This is a genomic window from Martelella sp. FLE1502 (assembly GCF_053484255.1).
This window is the reverse complement of sequence record NZ_JBAKFQ010000003.1, coordinates 273655-293289: the sequence shown is the minus strand read 5'-3', so window position 1 is coordinate 293289 and position 19635 is coordinate 273655. Positions and strand designations below refer to the sequence as shown.

Here is a 19635-nt window from a genome sequence, read left to right as displayed (position 1 = left end):
CCTTTCAACCGTTGTCGGACTTCAGGCAGGCGCAAAGGGCGTTTGATCGCTGGCGGGAACTCTATAACCATCATCGGCCGCATCAGGGCATCGCAATGGCCGTGCCCGCAAGCCGCTACAGCCCGTCGCCCCGCAGCTTTCCCGCCACTCTTCCAGAGCCCGTCTATGATCCAGGCGAGATCGTCAGGCGTGTCAGCAGCACAAAGGCCTATGTCGCATTCAACGGCAAGGCATGGCGTGTGCCGAAGGCCTTCCAAGGGGAAACGCTTGCCATCAGACCCCTCGAAATCGACGGCCAACATGGCGTGTTCTTCGCAGCAAACCAGGTCGCCCTAATCGACCTCAACAAAGACGAATAACTGTCAGGCATCTCTCCGAACACCTGTAAGGGATGTCTCCGGGCTTTACATCAAGCCCGAGGATGACGCAGGATAGGAAGGCGACTCTGTAGAAAGATTGGGCCCGCCGTCAGGCGAGCCCTTGCATTTTAGGAGCGCGCGGTCACGCCGCGTCTTCCAGCTTGCGGCCGGTGGTGAACACCAGCCGGTCGGAGCCGGCGTCGACGCGCACATGGGTGCCGTCGGAGAGTTCGCCGCCCAAGAGCTTCTCGGCCAGCGGATCCTGCACCGCCGTCTGGATCACCCGCTTCAGCGGACGCGCGCCATAGGCCGGATCGTAACCCTTGTCGGCCAACCAGTTGCGGGCTTCCGGGGTGAGATCGAGCACGATCTTGCGATCCGACAGCAGCTTTTCCAAGCGACCGAGCTGGATATCGACGATCTGGCCCATATCGTCCCGGCGCAGCCGGTGGAACAGGATGATATCGTCGACCCGGTTCAGGAATTCCGGCCGGAACGACGCCCGGACCACCGCCATCACCTGCTCGCGCGCGGCCTCGCTGTCCTCATTGTCGCCGAGCTGCGTCAGGAACTCTGCCCCGAGGTTCGAGGTCATGATGATGATCGTGTTGCGGAAGTCGACCGTGCGGCCCTGGCCGTCGGTCAGCCGCCCGTCATCGAGCACCTGCAGCAGAACGTTGAAGACGTCCGGATGGGCCTTTTCGATCTCGTCGAACAGGACCACCTGATACGGCCTGCGCCGCACGGCTTCGGTCAGAACGCCGCCTTCGTCGTAGCCGACATAGCCGGGAGGCGCCCCGATCAGCCGGGCCACGGAGTGCTTCTCCATGAATTCCGACATATCCATGCGGACCATCGCCGTCTCGTCGTCGAACAGGAACCGGGCGAGCGACTTGGTCAGCTCGGTCTTGCCGACGCCGGTGGGGCCGAGGAAGATGAACGAGCCGATCGGCCGGTTCGGATCCTGCAACCCGGCACGGGCACGGCGGACGGAGCGCGACACGGCTTGCACCGCCTCGCCCTGGCCGACGACCCATTTCGCCAGTTCGTCTTCCATACGCAACAGCTTGTCGCGTTCACCTTCCAGCATCTTGTCGACCGGGATACCGGTCCAGCGGGAGACCACCTGGGCGATATTGTCCGGGGTCACGACCTCCTGCAGGATCGAATCCGTGACGGTGTTGTCTTCCGACTCCGCCTCGGCCAGTTCCTTTTCCAGCTTCGGGATCGTGCCATAGGCAAGCTCGCCCGCCTTCTGGTACTCGCCGCCGCGCTGGGCGATCGCAAGCTCGTTGCGCGCCGTCTCAAGCTGTTTCTTGAGATCGGCAGCCTTGTTGAGCTTGTTCTTCTCCGACTGCCAGCGCGCCGTCAGCGCATCGGCTTCTTCCTCCAGCGAGGCCAGTTCGGATTCAAGCCGCGCCAGCCGGTCCTTCGACGCCGTGTCGGTTTCCTTCTTCAGCGCTTCCCGCTCGATCTTGAGCTGCATGATGCGGCGATCGAGTTCGTCGAGCTCTTCCGGCTTGCTGTCCACCTGCATGCGCACGCGGCTGGCCGCCTCGTCCATCAGGTCGATCGCCTTGTCCGGCAGGAACCGGTCGGTGATGTAGCGGTTGGAAAGCGTGGCGGCGGCAACAAGCGCGCTGTCGGCGATGCGCACCTGATGGTGCTGCTCGTATTTTTCCTTCAGCCCGCGCAGGATCGACACCGTGTCCTCGACCGTCGGCTCGGCAACCATGACCGGCTGGAACCGTCGGGCAAGCGCCGCGTCCTTTTCGACATGCTTGCGGTATTCATCGAGCGTGGTCGCGCCGACGCAGTGCAGCTCGCCGCGCGCAAGCGCCGGCTTCAAGAGGTTCGACGCATCCATCGCGCCATCGGCCTTGCCGGCGCCGACCAGCGTGTGCATCTCGTCGATGAACAGGATGATCTGGCCGGCCTCCGCCTGCACTTCGTTCAGCACAGCCTTCAGCCGCTCCTCGAACTCGCCGCGATATTTGGCACCCGCAATCAACGCCCCCATGTCGAGCGCCATCAGCTTCTTGTCCTTGAGGCTTTCCGGCACGTCGCCATTGACGATTCTAAGCGCAAGGCCCTCGGTGATCGCGGTCTTGCCCACGCCGGGCTCGCCGATCAGCACCGGATTGTTCTTGGTGCGGCGCGACAGGACCTGGATCGTGCGGCGGATTTCATCGTCGCGGCCGATCACGGGGTCGAGCTTGCCCTCGCGGGCGTCCTGCGTCAGGTCGCGGGCATATTTCTTCAGCGCGTCATAGGCCTGTTCGGCGCTGGCGCTGTCGGCGGTGCGGCCCTTGCGGATTTCGTTGATGGCCTCGTTCAGGCCGTTCGGCGTTACGCCGGCATCGGCCAGCGTCTTCGCCGTCGAGGCGCTCTTTTCGATCGCAAGCGCGAGCAACAGGCGTTCGACTGTGACGAAACTGTCGCCCGCCTTCTTGGCGGCCTCTTCGGCGGTGGTGAACACCTTGGCGAGCGGCTGGGCCAGGTAAATCTGCCCGTTGCCGCCGGAAACCTTCGGGATTTTCGCAAGCGCTGCGTCATTGGCAAGACGCGCCTTGGCGGCGTCGCCTCCGGCGCGCGCGATCAGCGACGCGGCCATGCCTTCCTCGTCGTCGAGCAGCACCTTCAGGATGTGCGCGGCGTCGAACTGCTGATGGCCCTCGCCCAGCGCGTAGGTCTGCGCGGACTGCAGAAAGCCGCGGACCCGTTCGGAATATTTATCGAGATTCATGTTTCGTGCCTCCATTCCTCACCCTGCCCTTTGTGAAGCGACAGAGCGATGATTCAGGTCAACCCCCTCATTTGAGGCGAGCCGATGACAGCGGCATTCGCTGCCGCCTGAGGCAGATATGGGAGCGGATTTCAGCGGTTTAAAGAGGCCGCGAAACAAATTCGTTGCAGATATGCAACAGGGGGTAAAAGCCGCCAGAATCTCATCTTTCTGTAACCCTCTCCACCCCTCTCCGGCGTCATCCTCGGCCCTGTGCCGAGGATCTAAGCACCTCTCAATGCGACTGGCGTCACGGCTGCCACTTTTCGTGGCGCGATCGCCTGCCAAAACGCCAGCGCCGCTCGCGACCGACGTGGATAGATCCTCGGGTCAAGCCCGAGGATGACGCCGAGAGGAGGAGAAGCCCGTCGCAACGTTCGAATGAACGCGGCCCGCGTTGACTGACGGAGGCGCTCAGCTATGGGCGAAAATGTCGGTTTCTTCCCAGCCCAGAAGATCGAGCTTCGCCCGTGTGGGCAGGAATTCGAAGCAGGCGCTGGCAAGCTCCATGCGGCCGTCGCGGATCAGCCGTTCCATCAGCTTGTCGCGCAGGCGGTGGAGGTAGAGAACGTCGGAGGCGGCGTATTGCAGCTGCGCCTCGGTCAGTTCCTCGGCCGCCCAGTCGGAGGATTGCTGGGCCTTGGAAACGTCGATGTCGAGCATTTCCCTGAGATTGTCCTTGAGCCCGTGCCGGTCGGTATAGGTCCGGGTCAGGCGCGAGGCGATCTTGGTGCAGAACACATTGGCGGTGGTCACGCCGAAAGTGTGATAGAGCACGGCGATATCGAAACGGCCGAAATGGAAGATCTTCTGGCGCTCGGGATCGGCGAGCATGGCGACAAGATTCGGCGCCTCCGTCTGCCCCGGCGCGATCTGGATAAGGTCGGCACTGCCATCGCCCGGCGAAATCTGCACCACGCAGAGCCGGTCGCGACGCGGAATAAGCCCCAACGTCTCGCTGTCGATCGCGATCGCGCCAGTATAACGCGCCGCCTGTTCTGCCGGAATATCCTGTTTGTGCACGCGGATCATTTCGCGCATCTCCATCGCCTGTCTTTTCGTCATGAACCGGGTTCATAGCGGATTGGTCCGCGCGACGATACCCAAAAACGCGGCGGCCGCCGAGAACCTGGCGTGTTGCCGGACGCGCAGAGGTGTTGTGCAACGCCGGCCAAGCGGCTATCGCATGAGGCAAGCCCGGCGGAGACACTCCGCTTCCTTCAGCGTAACAGGAAAGGACGGCCCATGACGCTGCTGAAACCCGTCCGCGCATTGTGGCAGCGCCACCGCGCGCTTTCCATCGCCTTCATCGGGGCCCTGCTTCTGACGCTGGCCTTGGCGCTCAAGACCGTGCTGGCGGTCTATTACTGGCACAGCCCCCGCGAGCTGGAGCTGAAGAGCTGGATGACGCTCGGCCATGTGGCGATGGTCAACGATATCCCCGTGCACGACCTCGCCGAGGCGCTCGGCCTCGATCCGGAACACAGCCGCCGCCTGCCGCTCTGGCGGATCACGCGGGAGCGGGGCGAGACGCTGGAGGAACTTGAAGACCAGATCGCCGAAGCGCTCGACGAGCACGAACAGGCCGGCGACGATGAATGAACAGTTTCTGGCGCTGGTTCCGGTCTACGGCATTCCGGTCATGGCGCTCATCGTGTTTCTGGCCTGCCTCGGCATACCGATGCCCGCCGCCGTGATCATGCTGTTTGGCGGATCGCTGGCGGCCTCCGGCGATCTGCCGATGTTGCCGGCCATCGCCGCCTGCCTCGCGGCCGCATCGACCTCCGACCAGATCGGCTACTGGGTGGGGCGCAAGGGAGGCGCGAAATATGTGGCGCGGTTCGCATCGCGCGGGCCCAAACGCCAGCGTCTGGTGGACCGCGCCCAGGACTATCTGGAGCGGCGCGGCGTTTTCGCCATCTTCTTCACGCGCTGGCTGCTGGCCCAGATCAGCCCCTATATCAACCCGGTGGCGGGCGCTGCCGGCATGCGCTGGCGCGCCTTCACGGTCGCGGCCATCTGCGGCCAGACCGTCTGGGTGTCGACCTATAACCTGCTCGGCTTCACGTTCTCGCGCAACATCATCGCCGTCGCCCATGTCATGGGCAATGCCACCGGCTTTCTCGCCGCCGGCGTGATTTCGCTTGCGCTGTTCTGGTACATCACCCGCGTTCTGCACTTCTCGCTCAAGAAGCGCCGGCGCAAGCGCTATCTGAAACCGCGCGGACGGCGAAGCCGCAACTGAGGTTCATCAAACCGCAGCAAAAACGTCATCGGATTGTTATCCGACGGGACTATCGCGGAAGCGCACTAATACCAAGGATCAACGATTAGAACCCATATGACCGGAGCGATTTTGAAAGCCGGCTAGGCGAAAGCCGCAGTCGTAGCCATAGCTACCGCGAGGATTTTCAACGACGCAGGCTTTCAAAAGCGCCCGGCCCTGAAAGGGTGCGGCTGGAATGACCACCGAGGGCGTCAAGATCCTCGCGCGATGCTCGAGCATCGCTCTGTGGTATTTTCCTACTCGGATGGCCATTCCAGCGCGCATCATATGGGTCCTAATCGTTGGTCCTTGGTATCACCCTTCCCGACGCTCTTTCAAAGAGGTTCCCATGCGCGCCCGTCTCGCACTTCTCGCCGCCGCCACCTGCCTTGCAGGTGCCGCCAATGCCGCAACCATCTATCCGCTCGACCGCGCCACCGTGCTGGCGTCCTCGCCCTTCGACTTCAAGGTCGAGCTGGACGCCGTCTATGACGCCGGCGATATCGACGTCACCGTCAACGGCAAGCCCTATGCCGAGGTCTTCGGCCAGGAAGCCGAATTCGTCGCCGACGAAAAGGGCAAGAACGACGAAAGCCTCGGCTCGGCCCTGATCCTGCGCGATCTCGCGATCGCCGATGCCGGCGACTACACCGTTGCCGTCAAAGCCGGCGACGAGGAAAAGGACGTCACCTGGACCGTTTACGACACGCCGGAAACGCCGAAGGCCAAGAACATCATCTTCTTCGTCGCCGATGGCATGTCCATGGGTCACCGCACGGCTGCCCGCATCATGTCCAAGGGCATGACCGAGGGCAAGGCGAACGGCCGCCTGAACATGGATGACCTCGACAACATGGCCACGATCGGCACCTCCTCGACCCATTCGATCGCGACCGATTCGGCCAACACCATGTCGGCCTACATGACCGGCCACAAGACCCGCGTGAACGCGCTCGGCGTCTATGCCGACCGCACGCCGGACAGCCTGGACGACCCCAAGGTCGAAACCATTGCAGAGGCGCTGCGCCGCCAGACCGGCAAGTCGATCGGCGTTGTCTCCACCGCTGAAATCGAAGACGCCACGCCTGCCGCCGTCGTCGCCCATACCCGTCTTCGCGGCGACAAGGCCGAGATCGTCGGCATGTTCTACGACGTCAAGCCGGAGGTCATCCTCGGCGGCGGTTCCGCCTACTTCCTGAAGTCCGATGTCGCCGGCTCCAAGCGCAAGGACGACAAGGACTACATCGCCATGTTCGAAGATGCCGGCTACACCGTCGTCACCTCCGCCGACGAACTGGCGTCTGCCGAAAAGCCGGAGGACGGCAAGCTGCTCGGCCTGTTCCATACCGGCAACATGGACTCCACGATTGATCGTGACTCCCTGAAGATGGGCAGCGTCGACAAATTCCCGAACCAGCCGGGCCTCGTGGACATGACGACAGCGGCGATCGAACAGCTTTCGCAGAACCCTGAAGGCTTCTTCCTGATGGTCGAGGCCGCCAATGTCGACAAGATGTCGCATCCGCTCGACTGGGACCGCGCCGCCATCGACATGATCGAATACGATCAGGCCATCGGCGCCGCCATGGAATGGATGAAGTCCAATCCGGATACGCTGATCGTCGTCACCGGCGACCACACCCACGGCTTCTCGGTCATCGGCACGATCGACGACGAGGTCGAAGCCGACGAGATGCGCAACAAGGTCATGACCTATGACGACGCCGGCTTCCCGAACTATACGGACGAAAACGGCGACGGCTATCCGGACAAGATCGACGTTTCGCGTCGCCTCGCCATGTTCGCCAACAACTTCCCCGACTATTACGAGACCTTCCGCCCGAAGATGGATGGTCCGTTCGAGCCGGCCGTGAAGGACGAGAACGGCCGCTACGTCGCCAACGAAGCCTATAAGGATGTTCCCGGCGCCGTTCTGCGCATCGGCAACCTGCCCTATGACGCCTCGACCGGCGTACACGCTGTCGATGACGTCGTGCTGCAGGCCTCCGGCCCCGGCGCCGACGGCTTCAAGGGCTATATGGAACAGTCCGACGTCTACGGCGTACTGGCCGACACCTTCGCTCTCGGCACCAGCCAGAAGCAGTAAGCATCACGTTCGAAACGGGACCGGGCGGTTTTCGCCCGGTCCTCTCCCGCCAGGAGATCTGATCCGATGACCGCGATGTCCCTTTCCCGCCGCAGCCTGCTCGCCGCCTTCGGCACGCTCGGCCTCGGCCTTGCCATTCGCCCCGCCTTCGCCGCCGGTGAATTGTCCTTTGACGAGCTATACGGCTCCTTCAGCCCGCTCGGTCTGAAGTTTTCCGACAAGGTGAAGGACCTGACCGGAGAGAAGGTCTCGATCCGCGGCTTCATGGCCCCGCCGCTGAAGGCGGAGGCAAAATTCTTCGTGCTCTCGGAAATCCCGATGGCGCTCTGCCCGTTCTGCTCCTCGGATGCCGACTGGCCGGACAATATCATGGTCGTCTATCTCGACCGCAAGCAGACATTCACCCAACCGAACCAGATGATCGAGGTAACCGGCACGCTCGAAAGCGGCTCCTGGGTGGACCCCGAGACCGGCTTCGTCAGCCAGCTGCGCCTGCGTGGCGCGCGCTACAGCAAGGTCTGAAACGACATATCCGAAAGGTCAGTCCCGATGCTGCCTCTCTCGCTCAACGATATCGCCGTCACCTTTCCGGGCCTAGACAGTCCGGTGCTGACGATCCCTAAGCTTGAGATCGCCGCCGGCGAACGGGTCGCAATCACCGGCCCTTCGGGTTCCGGCAAAAGCACGCTCGTCAACATCATCACCGGGCTTGAGCGCCTCACCCATGGCAGCGCGCGCTGGGGCGAGACCGAGCTTTCGGCGCTTTCCGAAAGCCGGCGGGACCGGTTTCGCGGCGAGAATATCGGCCTGATCATGCAGGATTTCCATCTGTTCCCCGCGCTTTCCGCACTCGACAACGTGCTGCTGCCGGCCAGGCTTGCCCGCGCCGCCGGCACGGAGCGCATAAAACGCGCGCACGACCTGCTCGACCGCGTCGGGCTTTCGCGTCACGACCAGAAGACCGGCACCATGTCGCGCGGCGAAATGCAGCGCGTGGCCGTCGCCCGCGCGCTGTTGCGCGAGCCCGGCATCATCGTCGCCGACGAGCCGACGGCAAGCCTCGACGCCGCATCTGGCGAGACTGTCGGGAGCCTGCTGCTGGAACTTGCCGAGGGCGCCACGGTGATCGTCGTTTCCCACGACCAGCGGCTGATCGCGCCGCTGACGCGCGAGATATCGTTGCTTGCCGGCATCATCGCCAGCGACGATAAGAGAGGCTGACCCCATGTTCCGTTTCATCCTCGCAGACCTCAAACGTCTCTGGGCCGGCTCCATCGTCATCGTCATCCTGATCATGCTGGCGACCGCGCTCGGCGTCGCCGTGACGCTGGAAGAGCGGGCGTTGAGGCTTGGCAGCGCCCGGGCCTCGGAGAAATTCGATCTGGTCATCGGCGCGCCCGGCAGCGAAACCCAGCTCGTGCTCTCCTCGGTCTTCCTGCAGGCCGCCGACTTGCCGCTAATGGACGGCGACATTCTTCCGAACCTTCAGGCGGACCCGCGCGTGGCCTGGGCCGCCCCGATCGGCTTTGGCGACAGCTATGCCGGCTACCCGATCGTGGGCACCACTTCGGAGTTGATCGAAAACACGACGCCCGGCTTTTCCGAGGGCCTCAATTTCGCCCATATGGGCGAAGCGGTGATCGGCTCGGCGGTCGACCTCTCGATCGGCGACACAGTCAAACCGCTGCACGGCACGGTCGAGACCGGCGGCCACACCCATGACGAACTCGCCTATACCGTTACCGGCAGGGCCGAGCCGACCGGCACGCCCTGGGACCGCGCCATCTTCGTGCCGATCGAGGCCGTCTGGAAAATCCACGGCATGGAAGCGCATGAGGCAGAGGAACACGAGTATGAAGCGGATGCTCACGATCATGACCATGAAGCTGAACACGCGGAAGCGGACCATGACGAACATGCCGCCCATGATGATCATGACGAAGACGAGCACGACGAGGACCATCATCATATCGACCCCGCCGCACCTGTTGACGAGCACTGGCATGAAGGCGAAACGCCCGGGCTGCCGGCGATCCTGGTGAAGCCAAAATCGATCGCCGACGCCTATAAGCTGCGGCAGGACTACCGGAGCGACCACACGCTTGCCGTCTTCCCGGCCGAGGTGCTGACGAAGCTCTACGCCACGCTCGGCGACGCCAAACAGGTGCTGACGGCGATCGCCGCGGGCGCGCAGGTGCTGGTGGCCGCGGCGCTGATGCTGGTCACCGTCATTCATGTGTCCCAGCGCCGGCGCGAGATCGGGGCGTTGCGCGCTTTCGGCGCGCCGCGCGGCGCGGTGTTCACGATCGTCTGGAGCGAGCTGTTCCTGCTGGTGGCACTCGGCATCGCGCTTGGCTACGCGGCCGGGCTTGCGGCGGCGCTCGCGATCGCGCGATCGATCACGGCCGAGCGCGGCGTATCGCTTCCGGTCGAATTCACGCGTGCCGATCTCGGTTCAGCCGCCGTGCTGGTGGCAGTCGCGGCCGTGCTTGCCGCGCTGCCCGCGCTGATTGCCTATCGCCAGTCGCCGGCAGCGGCTCTCAAAAGCTGACGCGCGGGAACGAATGAGGGCCGTCCGGCGGGCCGGCGGCCTTGACACCGGTCGCGGCGGGGAACAGTTTCGGAAAACGCGGCACAAGCCGCGCCGCCCGCCTGAAAGCCCGCCATGCAAGAAATATTCAACAGCGTCATCCCGATCTTCGCCCTGATCCTGATCGGGTGGGTCGCCGTCAAAGTCCGCTATCTGCCTGCCGCAAGCGCCGGCGTTCTTTCGGGCTTCGTCTACCGGATCGGCCTGCCGGTGCTGCTGATGCGCACGATCGCCAACGCCGATTTCACCGGCGCCGATCCCTTGCGGATCTGGGGCGTTTATTTCGCCAGCGTGGCGATCGCCTGGATCGCGGCCGCCATGGTGTCGCGTTTCGTCTTCGACCGGGACCGCGTGTCGGCCGTGATCATCGGGCTGTCGGGCACGTTTTCCAATCTGGCGCTGCTCGGCATCCCGCTTGTCAGCCATGTGGCGGGCGAAACCGCGCTGGTGGCGCTGTCGATCGTTCTGGCAATCCACATGCCGGTGCTGATGGTGACCGCCACGGTGCTGGCCGAACGCGCCAAGGCCCGCGAGGGCGGCGCGACCAGCGACCCGGCCCGCCTCGCCGCCACGGTCGGCTACAACCTCGCGACCAACCCCCTGGTGATCGGGCTCATCATCGGCGCGGTAATGAACCTCAGCGGTCTGCAACCGGCGGGACCGCTTGCCACCGTCATCTCGATGCTCGCCGGCATCGCCGCGCCCGTGGCCCTGGTCTCGATCGGCATGACGCTGGCGCAATACAAGGTGGCGGGCAATGCCGGTCTTTTCTCCGCGATCACCGTCATCAAGCTCGCCCTGCTTCCGGCTCTCGTTTTCGCCCTGTCACACGCTGCCGGCCTGCCGCAGCCGATCATGGCGGGACTGGTGCTGGGCGCATCCTGCCCGGCCGGCGTCAATGCCTTCCTGCTTGCCGACCAGTTCGGCGCCGGCCGCAACATCGCAGCCTCCACGATAACGCTGACCACGCTCCTCGGCGTGGTGACCGTCAGCCTCTGGGTGCTGCTGCTGGGGTATTGATTTGCCTTGATGAAAGCGGGACAAAGCTCGACAGGCTGATGACAAAGCGCCCCACCTCTCCTCCGTTATGCTCGGGCCTGTCCCGAGCATCTAAGCACGCATCAAAACGATCAGCGTATCGGGGAGAAATTCATTGAAACAAAACCCTTCGGGGAACGCTAGCTCCGCTCGTGCGGAACCGTGATTAGATCCTCGGGACAAGCCCGAGGATGACGCCGGTGAATTAGGATAGGTTTGTCCCCAAACTGAAAACGGGGCCCGAAGCCCCGTTTCGTTTATTCTCTACTGAGACTGCTCGACTTCAGCCGCGCCGGGCGGGGTGGCCTCGGGGGTGTCGGTGGGCTCGGCCGTCTCGGTCTGCGGATTGGCAGGGCCTGCATCGGCATCGCCCGCCGCCTCGTCCGTTGCCGCAGGGGCCGGTTCGTGACCCTGTGACGGCGGCGCTTCGTTGCCTTCGGTCACGTCGGCTGATCCGTCGCCGGTTGCGGCACCGTCATCGGTCGCCGCGCCATCTTCGGCCGCAGCAGCGTCGTCTTCGGCCGGCGGCTCGGGGAACGGCACCGGATCGTTCGACATCGTGCTGAGATAGGCGATCAGGTCTGCACGGTCCTTGTCGGAGGAAAGGCCGGCAAAGCCCATGGCCGTGCCCGGAACATCCTTCTTCGGGGCCTTAATGAATTCGTTCAGGTTCTCATAGGTCCAGTGTTTGCTGCCACCCTCGGAAAAGTCCTGCATGGCGGCGGAATAGGAGAAACCCTCATGGCTGGCGATCGGGCGGTCAACGACGTCCCAAAGGTTCGGGCCAACCTTGTTGGGCCCGCCTTCGGTGTCGGTGTGACAGGCCTGACAGCGCTTGAAAACGCGCTCGCCGGCTTCGGCATTGGCATCGGCGAGCAGAACGGCGATCGGCGTTTCTTCCTCGACGGCCGGAGCCCCGCCGCCCGGGCTCTCGGCAACCTCGATCACGAAACCTTCCTTTTCGGGATGGTGCGGGTCGAAGATCGCTTCAGAGATGAAAGAAACCGTCATCAGGACGAAGACCGTCCCCAACAGGGCCGCGAGGACCATATTGAGATTGAATTTCATTGCGTTGCCGCTCCCCTTCCGTCCAGCCTCTCTACCGGACACCTTGCATTCTTGCAGAACCTATGTCTTTTGATGCCGCGATGCAACGCCGCATCGGCATGCACACCGGCCCGTCAGACTGTCAGTGGCAAATTAACGGAGAGCTTGCAAGTGGCGATCGACAAATCCGATGAAACGATCATTCTTATTCCCGCCCGGATGGCCTCCAGCCGCCTTTCCGGCAAGCCGCTGGCCGATATCGCCGGCCGGCCGATGATCGTCCATGTCGCCGAGCGCGCGCGCGAATCAGGCATGGGCCGCGTCGTCGTGGCCGTTGATGACGAAGCCGTGTTGAAGGCGGTCGAGACCGCAGGCTTCGAGGCGGTGATGACCGGCATGGAGCACCAGTCCGGCTCCGACCGTATCCACGAGGCGCTCGGCAAGGTCGATCCCGACGGCCGCGCCCAGCTGGTCGTCAATGTCCAGGGCGACCTGCCGACCCTTGATCCGGCGCTGATCCAGGCGTCGCTGGCCCCGCTTTCCGATCCCGCCGTCGATATCGCGACGCTGACCGTCGAGATCACCGACGAGGCGGAAAAGACCGCCTCACAAGTGGTGAAGCTCGTTGGCTCGCCGGTCGGGCCGACAAGGCTGCGCGCGCTTTACTTCACCCGCGCGACCGCCCCCTGGGGCGAAGGGCCTCTCTACCACCACATAGGACTTTATACCTATCGGCGCGCCGCTCTCGAACGCTTCGTCGCGCTGCCCGTCTCTCCGCTCGAAGGGCGCGAGAAGCTCGAGCAGCTGCGCGCCCTTGAAGCCGGCATGCGCATCGATGCCGAGATCGTCAAGACCGTGCCGCTCGGCGTCGATACCGCCGAAGACCTCGCAAAGGCGCGCCGCATTCTGGAAGGTGTCACCTCATGATCATGAAAACCAACCGCATCTCGTTCCAGGGCGAATACGGCGCCAATTCCGACATGGCATGCCGCGACATGTATCCGGACATGGAGCCGCTGCCCTGCAAGACCTTCGAGGATGCGTTTCTGGCGGTGGAAAACGGCGATGCCGATCTGGCGATGATCCCGATCGAGAACACGCTCGCCGGCCGCGTCGCCGATATCCATTACCAGCTTCCCGATTCGCACCTGTCGATCATCGGCGAATATTTCATGCCGATCCGCTTCCAGCTGATGGCGCTGCCGGGCGTGAAGCTTGACGACATCAAGACCGTGCACAGCCACATCCACGCACTCGGCCAATGCCGCAAGATCATCCGCCGCAACAAGTGGAACGCCGTGATCGCCGGCGATACCGCCGGCGCCGCCATGCTGGTTCAGGAAAAGGGCGACCGCACCATGGCGGCGCTCGCCCCCCGCCTTGCCGCCTCGCTCTACGGTCTCGATATCCTCGCCGAGAACGTCGAGGACAGCGAAAGCAACATCACGCGATTCGTGATCCTTTCCGACAAGGCGAAGCGGGCGGAGCCGGGCGGCGAAGACCGCACCATCGTGACCACCTTCATCTTCAATGTCCGCAATATTCCGGCAGCACTCTACAAGGCGCTTGGCGGCTTCGCCACCAACGGCATCAACATGACCAAGCTGGAAAGCTACCAGATCGGCGGCAAGTTCATCGCCACCCAGTTCTATGCCGATATCGAGGGGCATCCCGATGACCCGGCGGTGGCGCGGGCACTGGAGGAACTCGAATTCTTCACCGAGAAGGTGCGCATCCTCGGCGTCTATGAAGGCCACCCGATGCGCCGCCACCTGCAGTCGCTGGACGACATGGCGTAATTGCACAACCCCGGGCGGTTCGCCGCCCGGGGTCTCGGCCTCAATCGTCCGGCTGGCAAACGCGGATGCGGTGGCCGTCTGGATCGGCGATCACGAAGGTCGGGCCGAAAGCCGCCGTGACCAGCGGCTGGAGGATCGTCATGCCATCCTGCTTGACGCGGCTGTAGAGCGCTTCGACGCCGCCCTCGCCGGCCGCCATGATGCCGATTTCGGCCGAGCCGGGTCCGCCTTCCGCCGGCGGATGCGCCGTCGCCTTGCGCCACAGGCCAAGCGTCAGCCCGGTATCGGTGGTCAGCGATGAAAAGCCGTCGGAAAGCGCCATCGGCGTCAATCCGAGAAAATCGGCGTAGAACTGAGCGCTCGCCTTCGGGTCTTCGACATAGAGAACGACAAGGTTGAGAGGCAGTGCGGTCATTGGGTCTCTCCTTCGTTTGCAAAACCGAGGAGATCCTTAAGGCGTGCCGGTGACAGCTTCCGTCAGCAGTCGTCAGAGATAGTTCATCTGCCGCCGCCAGTCGGCGAGCAGCACGGCGCGGCGCTTCGGATAGCGTTCGCCGGTCTCCGTGAGGCTTGCGATCCGGTCGGTGCGGAAATGGCGGAAATCCTGCCTGAGCTCGCACCAGCCAACGACGACGCGCACCCGCTCGAAATAGGCGAGGCCGAACGGCCAGATGATCCTTCGGGTGACCGCGCCGGCCTCGTCGCTGTAGCCGATGTCGAGTTTCCTTTCGCGGCGGATCGCGCTTCGAAGCGCCGCGATATCGGCCTTCTCCTCTGCGATCGCGCGCGGGCCGATGATCAGCGCCGTTTCATCCACCGCGTCGGAAAGATCGGGCGGCAGCACGGCCGCGATCTTGGCTAGCGCCGCCTCCGCGGCGGCGGAAAGCTTGGCATCGGTCGATCGCGCCACCCAGCGGCTGCCGAGCACCAGCGCCTCGATCTCCTCCTGCGAGAACATCATCGGCGGCAACAGGAAACCCGGACGCAGCACATAGCCGACACCGGCCTCGCCCTCGATCGCAGCGCCCTGCGCCCTGAGGCTCGCGATATCGCGATAGAGCGTTCGAAGGCTGATGCCGAGTTCACCGGCAAGACGCCCGCCTGAAACCGGATAGCGATGACCGCGCAGAACCTGCAGCAATGCCAGCAGCCGCTCCGAACGCGAACCGGCCACCGCTATTTCCAGTCGAGGAAATCGCGCACCAGCCGATAGGCGATCGCGCCTTCCGGCGGCGCATTGATGCCATCGGGATGGGTACCGTCAACGATTGCGGCAAGCTCGTCGCGCGAAAACCAGCGACAATCCTCAAGCTCGGCGTCATCGGGCGTGATATCGAAGCTTTCGGCCTTGCCATAGCAGCCGAGCATCAGCGAATGCGGCATCGGCCAGGGCTGCGAGGCGTGATAGCGCACCGCGCCGACGCGGATGCCGGATTCCTCCAGCGTCTCGCGCCGCACCGCATCCTCGATGGTTTCGCCAGGCTCCAGAAAGCCGGCGAGGCAGGAGTAGCGGCCGGCGGGAAAATGCGGGCTGCGGCCGAGCAGAACCCGATCGCCCGCCTCATCCACGATCAGCATGATCACCACCGGATCGGTGCGCGGGAACATCATGTTGCCGCAGGCCGTGCATTCGCGGCGGAAGCCGCCGGCGGCCGACTTCGACGGCGAACCGCAGCGACCGCAAAAGGCATGATTGTCGATCCAGGCGTTGAGGCTGACGGCGAGCGCGAAGGCGCCCAGCGTGGCCCGGTCGAGCATGCTTTCGCTGTAGGCGGCCCGTGTGGTGAGCGCCTTCAGATGACCGGGCAGGGCTTCGGGATCGAGGCCGAGCCTGATCGAGATCAGCGGTGCGCCGGAAGGCTCGCGGCCGAGCAGGATCGCGCTTTCGGGATCGGGAGAATACTCTGCCAGCTCGTAGCGGGCGAAATAGGGATCGAGCACCTGACGTTCATGCTTGACGATCCCCTTGCCGCCGGCAAAGCCGAAGAAGCGGGCATTGGGTTCGGCGGCGGCCTTTTCCAGCGTTTCCTCGTCGCGGTGCTCGCTGTCGCGGATGATCTTGCAGCCGGCAAAGGCGGTCAGCGCGCTCGGGTCCTCGTGCGGGCCGGCCTTGAAGAACAGTGATGTCATGCCATTGCCTCTGCAATCTTGCGCGCCAGGGCCGCGCAGTCCTCTTCGGAGCGCGGCTCCGGCGTGCCATAGCCCCAGATCGGGCCCGGCCAGTTGGCATCGCCCTCGAACCGGGCGACGACATGGACATGGAGCTGGCGCACCATGTTGCCGATCGCCGCGATATTGATCTTGGTCGCGCCGGTGACGGTTTTCAGCGCCTTGGCGGCCTCGTTGACCTCGAAGGTCAGCATGGTCTGGTCGAGCGGCGCCAGATCGAACATTTCCTCTGCCCCCGCGCGCTGCGGCACCGCCAGCAGCCAGGGCCAGCGCGCGTCGCGCATCAGCCGCAACTGGCAAAGCCCCAGATCGGCGATCGCCATGCTGTCGCGCTCAAGACGCGGATCGATCTGAAATTCCTGCATGTCGTTCCTTCGCTATTACTTCTTCCATTTCTATCAAATGGCAAGGCGACGGCAAATGGGAATCCTCCGCCCGGCGGCATCCGGCATCTGCCCAGCCAGATTTTTTCGCCGCCAAGCTTGCATTCACAGGCGGAATTGACGATATGTCCGGGCGGGAGGCTGGTGGTGGACGTGCCACTCGCCAACCGGGTCAGGTCCGGAAGGAAGCAGCCCCAACGAGTTGTGTACGGGTCATCGTGCCGGCCTCCCACCCTATCGACGGATCGTTCCGGAGACGCCATGAGCCTCGAAAGCGTGCGCGCCCATCTCGACACGGCAGCCCCCGACATCGACATCATCGAGACCGAAGCCTCCAGCGCCACGGTCGAAGAGGCAGCAAACGCCCACAACGTCGCCCCCGCCCAGATTGCCAAGACGCTGTCCTTCAGCGTGAAGGATGACGTGTTTCTGCTGGTCGCGCGCGGCGATGCGCGGATCGACAACAAGAAGGCCAAGGCGACCTTTGGCGGCAAGGTGAAAATGCTGCCGCTCGAAGACGTCGAGACGATTACCGGCCATCCGGTCGGCGGCGTCTGCCCCTTCGGCCTTGCAAGCCCGATCCGGGTTTACTGCGACGAGAGCCTGAAGGCGTTCGACGAGGTGGTGCCGGCGGCAGGCGCGCGCAATGCCGCGATCCGGATTGCGCCAGACAGGCTTGCCGAAATCACCGGCGCCCAATGGGTCGATGTCTGCGCCGCGCCCGCGACCTGACATCGGCTTCAGAAATTCTGTGCATTTCGCCGAAAGCTCTGCCAGACTGAGCCGCACTCTGTGACAGAGCCGCACGGCATGGGCTATTGTTGAAAACCCGGTCGCAAACCGGACAGGAAAGGTGGCAATGGCCGAGAACGAACAGCAGCGCGAAAAAGACGCCGGATACCGCGTTCTGGCGCGCAAATACCGCCCCAAGGACTTCTCCGACCTGATGGTGGGTCAGGAGGCGATGGTGCGCACGCTGACCAACGCCTTCGAGACCGGCCGGATCGCGCAGGCCTATATGCTGACCGGGGTGCGCGGGGTCGGCAAGACCACCACCGCCCGGATCCTCGCCCGTGGCCTCAATTACAAGACCGACACCGTCGACAAGCCAACCATCGACCTGAAGGAGATCGGCGAGCACTGCCAGGCGATCATGGAAGGCCGCCATGTCGACGTGATCGAGATGGACGCCGCCTCCCATACCGGCATCGACGATATCCGCGAGATCATCGACCAGGTGCGCTACCGGCCTTCGACCGCGCGCTATAAGGTCTATATCATCGACGAGGTTCACATGCTCTCCAACCAGGCCTTCAACGGCCTGCTGAAGACGCTGGAAGAGCCGCCCGAGCATGTGAAATTCATCTTCGCCACCACCGAAATCCGCAAGGTTCCGATCACGGTGCTGTCGCGCTGCCAGCGCTTTGACCTGCGCCGGATCCCGGCCGCCGATCTGGTGCGGCTGTTTTCCACGATCGCCGCCAAGGAAGGCGTCGAGATCGAGGACGAGGCGGTGCAGATGATTGCCCGCGCCGCAGAAGGCTCGGCCCGCGACGGGCTGTCGCTGCTCGATCAGGCGATCTCGCATGGCAGCGGCCATGTCGAAGCGTCCGCCGTGCGCGCCATGCTGGGCCTGGCCGACCGCGCCCGGATCGTCGATCTGTTCGGACACATCGTCACCGGCGATGTCGCCGCCGCCCTTGCCGAATTCCAGTCGCAGTATGTGGCCGGGGCCAATCCGGTGGTCGTGCTCAATGATCTGGCGGATTTCACCCATCTTGTGACGCGGCTGAAATATGTGCCGGAGGGCGCTGAAGACGTTTCGCTGAGCGAGATCGAACGCAGCCAGGGCACAGCCTTTGCCGAAAAGGTTGCGGTCTCCGCGCTGTCGCGCATCTGGCAGATGCTGCTGAAGGGCATTCCCGAGACCGAAAACGCCGCCCGCCCGCTGGGCGCGGCCGAAATGGTGCTGATCCGCCTTGCCCACGCCGCAAGCCTGCCCTCGCCGGAAGATGCCGCGCGCAGGCTGCTGGCGCTGGAGGAAGGTGGCGCTGCCGATGGCCCTGCCCCAGCATCCGCACCGCCGGCCGGTCGCCCCCAGGCTGGCGGCTCCGGCAGCACGAACGCCGTTTCCGCCCGCCAGACCGGCGAAGCGCCCCGGCAATCGGCCACCGTCACCATGCTGCATCCGCAAAGCGCCGAGGCCCGCCAGCCGGAGATCGCGCCGCAGCCGGAGACCGTGGAACCCGAGCCGGAGCCAGCGCCGGAACCGCAGAAGACCTCGGCGATCAAATCGCTGCAGGACATCACCGATCTCTGCTCGAAGAACCGCGCGATCAAGATGCGCTCGGAAATCCGCAATTTCGTGCGGCTGGTGCGGCTTGAGCCCGGCCGGCTGGAGGTCAACCTTCTGCCCGGCACGTCGGCCACGTTCCTCAACGATCTCGGCGCGAAGCTTCGCGAATGGACCGGCGAGAGCTGGTTCGTCAGCCTCAGCAAGGAGGCCGGCGCGCCGACGCTGCTGGAGGTCGAGGAGGCCGAGCGCGAGCAGCGCTTCCGCGATGCCCGCGAGGACCCTGAGATCGCCGCGATCCTGAAATTCTTCCCCGGCGCTGAAATTCGCGACGTGCGGGTGCGCGCCGAAACGGAAGCGGCCGACACGACCGAGAGCGACGCGCCCGACGCCGCCATGAACGAAGACGGCGACGTGCTGCCGGAAGACGATATCGACGAATAGAAACAACATTCAAGGAGATGACATGCGCGATCTGATGGGCATGATGGGCAAGGTCAAGGAAATGCAGGCCAAGATGGAGCAGTTGCAGGAAGAGATCGCGGCCGCCCGGGTGGAAGGCGTTTCCGGCGGCGGCATGGTGACGATCGAGATGACCGGCAAGGGCGACATGCTGTCGATCAAGATCGATCCGAGCCTGCTTGCCGGCGACGAGGCCGAGATGCTTGAAGACCTGATCGTCGCCGCTCACCGCGACGCCAAGGACCGCGCCAGCGAGAAGGCGGAGGAAATGACCAAGGAACTGACCGCCGGCCTGCCGATCCCACCCGGCATGAAGCTGCCGTTCTGAGGACCGGCC

General features: G+C 64.1%; 20 protein-coding genes and 1 other RNA gene. 14 read left to right on the top strand and 7 right to left on the bottom strand.

Annotated elements, in window-relative coordinates; genetic code table 11:
• A partial coding sequence (locus V6767_RS04655) for an integrase core domain-containing protein (RefSeq protein WP_448472369.1) occupies nt 1-359 on the top strand: 359 nt, incomplete at its 5' end.
• 142 nt (nt 360-501) lie between these two features.
• Here V6767_RS04655 and clpB read toward each other — a convergent pair.
• Both clpB and V6767_RS04645 read right to left on the bottom strand, forming a co-directional pair.
• A complete protein-coding gene (gene clpB / locus V6767_RS04650; RefSeq protein WP_448472368.1) occupies nt 502-3105 on the bottom strand; it encodes an ATP-dependent chaperone ClpB in 2604 nt (867 codons plus the stop codon).
• A 453-nt stretch (nt 3106-3558) separates the two neighbouring features.
• A complete protein-coding gene (locus V6767_RS04645; RefSeq protein ID WP_448472378.1) occupies nt 3559-4185 on the bottom strand; it encodes a ribonuclease D in 627 nt (208 codons plus the stop codon).
• Nucleotides 4186-4389: 204 nt separating this feature from the next.
• On the opposite strand from V6767_RS04645, the gene V6767_RS04640 reads away from it, so the two are divergent.
• From V6767_RS04640 to V6767_RS04610, 7 genes are all read left to right on the top strand, one after another.
• Nucleotides 4390-4746 (top strand): hypothetical protein, encoded by a 357-nt coding sequence (locus tag V6767_RS04640; RefSeq protein ID WP_448472367.1) that lies wholly within the window; start codon nt 4390-4392, stop codon nt 4744-4746.
• Complete coding sequence (locus tag V6767_RS04635; RefSeq protein ID WP_448472366.1) at nt 4739-5389, top strand: DedA family protein; 651 nt, start codon at nt 4739-4741, stop codon at nt 5387-5389. The genes V6767_RS04640 and V6767_RS04635 overlap by 8 nt, the downstream gene beginning before the upstream one ends.
• A 370-nt stretch (nt 5390-5759) precedes the next feature.
• Nucleotides 5760-7517, top strand: a complete 1758-nt coding sequence (locus tag V6767_RS04630) for an alkaline phosphatase (protein WP_448472365.1) — start codon at nt 5760-5762, stop codon at nt 7515-7517.
• A gap of 66 nt (nt 7518-7583) precedes the next feature.
• A complete protein-coding gene (locus V6767_RS04625) occupies nt 7584-8039 on the top strand; it encodes a hypothetical protein (RefSeq protein WP_448472364.1) in 456 nt (151 codons plus the stop codon).
• A gap of 27 nt (nt 8040-8066) precedes the next feature.
• Entirely contained in the window at nt 8067-8738 is a 672-nt protein-coding gene (locus tag V6767_RS04620) for an ABC transporter ATP-binding protein (protein WP_448472363.1), read from the top strand.
• A gap of 4 nt (nt 8739-8742) precedes the next feature.
• The gene (locus V6767_RS04615; protein ID WP_448472362.1) at nt 8743-10068 is read left to right on the top strand and encodes an FtsX-like permease family protein; all 1326 of its coding nucleotides are present in this window, start codon (nt 8743-8745) and stop codon (nt 10066-10068) included.
• 114 nt (nt 10069-10182) lie between these two features.
• Nucleotides 10183-11127: an AEC family transporter gene (locus tag V6767_RS04610; protein ID WP_448472361.1), complete on the top strand. Its 945-nt coding sequence runs from the start codon at nt 10183-10185 to the stop codon at nt 11125-11127.
• A gap of 282 nt (nt 11128-11409) precedes the next feature.
• On the opposite strand, the gene V6767_RS04605 is transcribed toward V6767_RS04610, so the two are convergent.
• On the bottom strand, nt 11410-12213 hold the full coding sequence (locus tag V6767_RS04605) for a c-type cytochrome (protein WP_448472360.1): 804 nt from the start codon (nt 12211-12213) through the stop codon (nt 11410-11412).
• A 150-nt stretch (nt 12214-12363) separates the two neighbouring features.
• Between V6767_RS04605 and V6767_RS04600 the strand changes: the two genes are divergently transcribed.
• Together V6767_RS04600 and V6767_RS04595 are read left to right on the top strand one after the other, a co-directional pair.
• Nucleotides 12364-13119, top strand: a complete 756-nt coding sequence (locus V6767_RS04600; protein WP_448472359.1) for a 3-deoxy-manno-octulosonate cytidylyltransferase — start codon at nt 12364-12366, stop codon at nt 13117-13119.
• On the top strand, nt 13116-13991 hold the full coding sequence (locus V6767_RS04595; protein ID WP_448472358.1) for a prephenate dehydratase: 876 nt from the start codon (nt 13116-13118) through the stop codon (nt 13989-13991). Before V6767_RS04600 ends, V6767_RS04595 begins: the two co-directional genes overlap by 4 nt.
• Before the next feature lie 40 nt (nt 13992-14031).
• Here V6767_RS04595 and V6767_RS04590 read toward each other — a convergent pair whose 3' ends face one another.
• The 4 genes from V6767_RS04590 to V6767_RS04575 all read right to left on the bottom strand — a co-directional run bounded on the left by V6767_RS04590 (nt 14032) and on the right by V6767_RS04575 (nt 16525).
• Nucleotides 14032-14406, bottom strand: coding sequence for a VOC family protein (locus V6767_RS04590; RefSeq protein ID WP_448472357.1), 375 nt, complete (start codon nt 14404-14406; stop codon nt 14032-14034).
• A gap of 72 nt (nt 14407-14478) precedes the next feature.
• A complete protein-coding gene (locus V6767_RS04585) occupies nt 14479-15165 on the bottom strand; it encodes a helix-turn-helix transcriptional regulator (RefSeq protein WP_448472356.1) in 687 nt (228 codons plus the stop codon).
• Nucleotides 15166-15167: 2 nt separating this feature from the next.
• Nucleotides 15168-16121 (bottom strand): NAD(+) diphosphatase, encoded by a 954-nt coding sequence (gene nudC / locus V6767_RS04580; protein ID WP_448472355.1) that lies wholly within the window; start codon nt 16119-16121, stop codon nt 15168-15170.
• Entirely contained in the window at nt 16118-16525 is a 408-nt protein-coding gene (locus V6767_RS04575; RefSeq protein WP_448472354.1) for an HIT family protein, read from the bottom strand. The genes nudC and V6767_RS04575 overlap by 4 nt, the downstream gene beginning before the upstream one ends.
• 154 nt (nt 16526-16679) lie before the next feature.
• Between V6767_RS04575 and ffs the strand changes: the two genes are divergently transcribed.
• From ffs to V6767_RS04555, 4 genes are all read left to right on the top strand, one after another.
• An RNA gene (gene ffs, locus V6767_RS04570) (signal recognition particle sRNA small type) lies at nt 16680-16776 on the top strand.
• A 28-nt stretch (nt 16777-16804) separates the two neighbouring features.
• The gene (locus tag V6767_RS04565) at nt 16805-17275 is read left to right on the top strand and encodes a YbaK/EbsC family protein (protein WP_448472353.1); all 471 of its coding nucleotides are present in this window, start codon (nt 16805-16807) and stop codon (nt 17273-17275) included.
• A 127-nt stretch (nt 17276-17402) separates the two neighbouring features.
• Nucleotides 17403-19280, top strand: coding sequence for a DNA polymerase III subunit gamma/tau (locus tag V6767_RS04560; RefSeq protein ID WP_448472352.1), 1878 nt, complete (start codon nt 17403-17405; stop codon nt 19278-19280).
• Nucleotides 19281-19302: 22 nt separating this feature from the next.
• Nucleotides 19303-19626, top strand: coding sequence for a YbaB/EbfC family nucleoid-associated protein (locus tag V6767_RS04555; RefSeq protein WP_448431971.1), 324 nt, complete (start codon nt 19303-19305; stop codon nt 19624-19626).
• Nucleotides 19627-19635 lie beyond the last annotated feature (9 nt).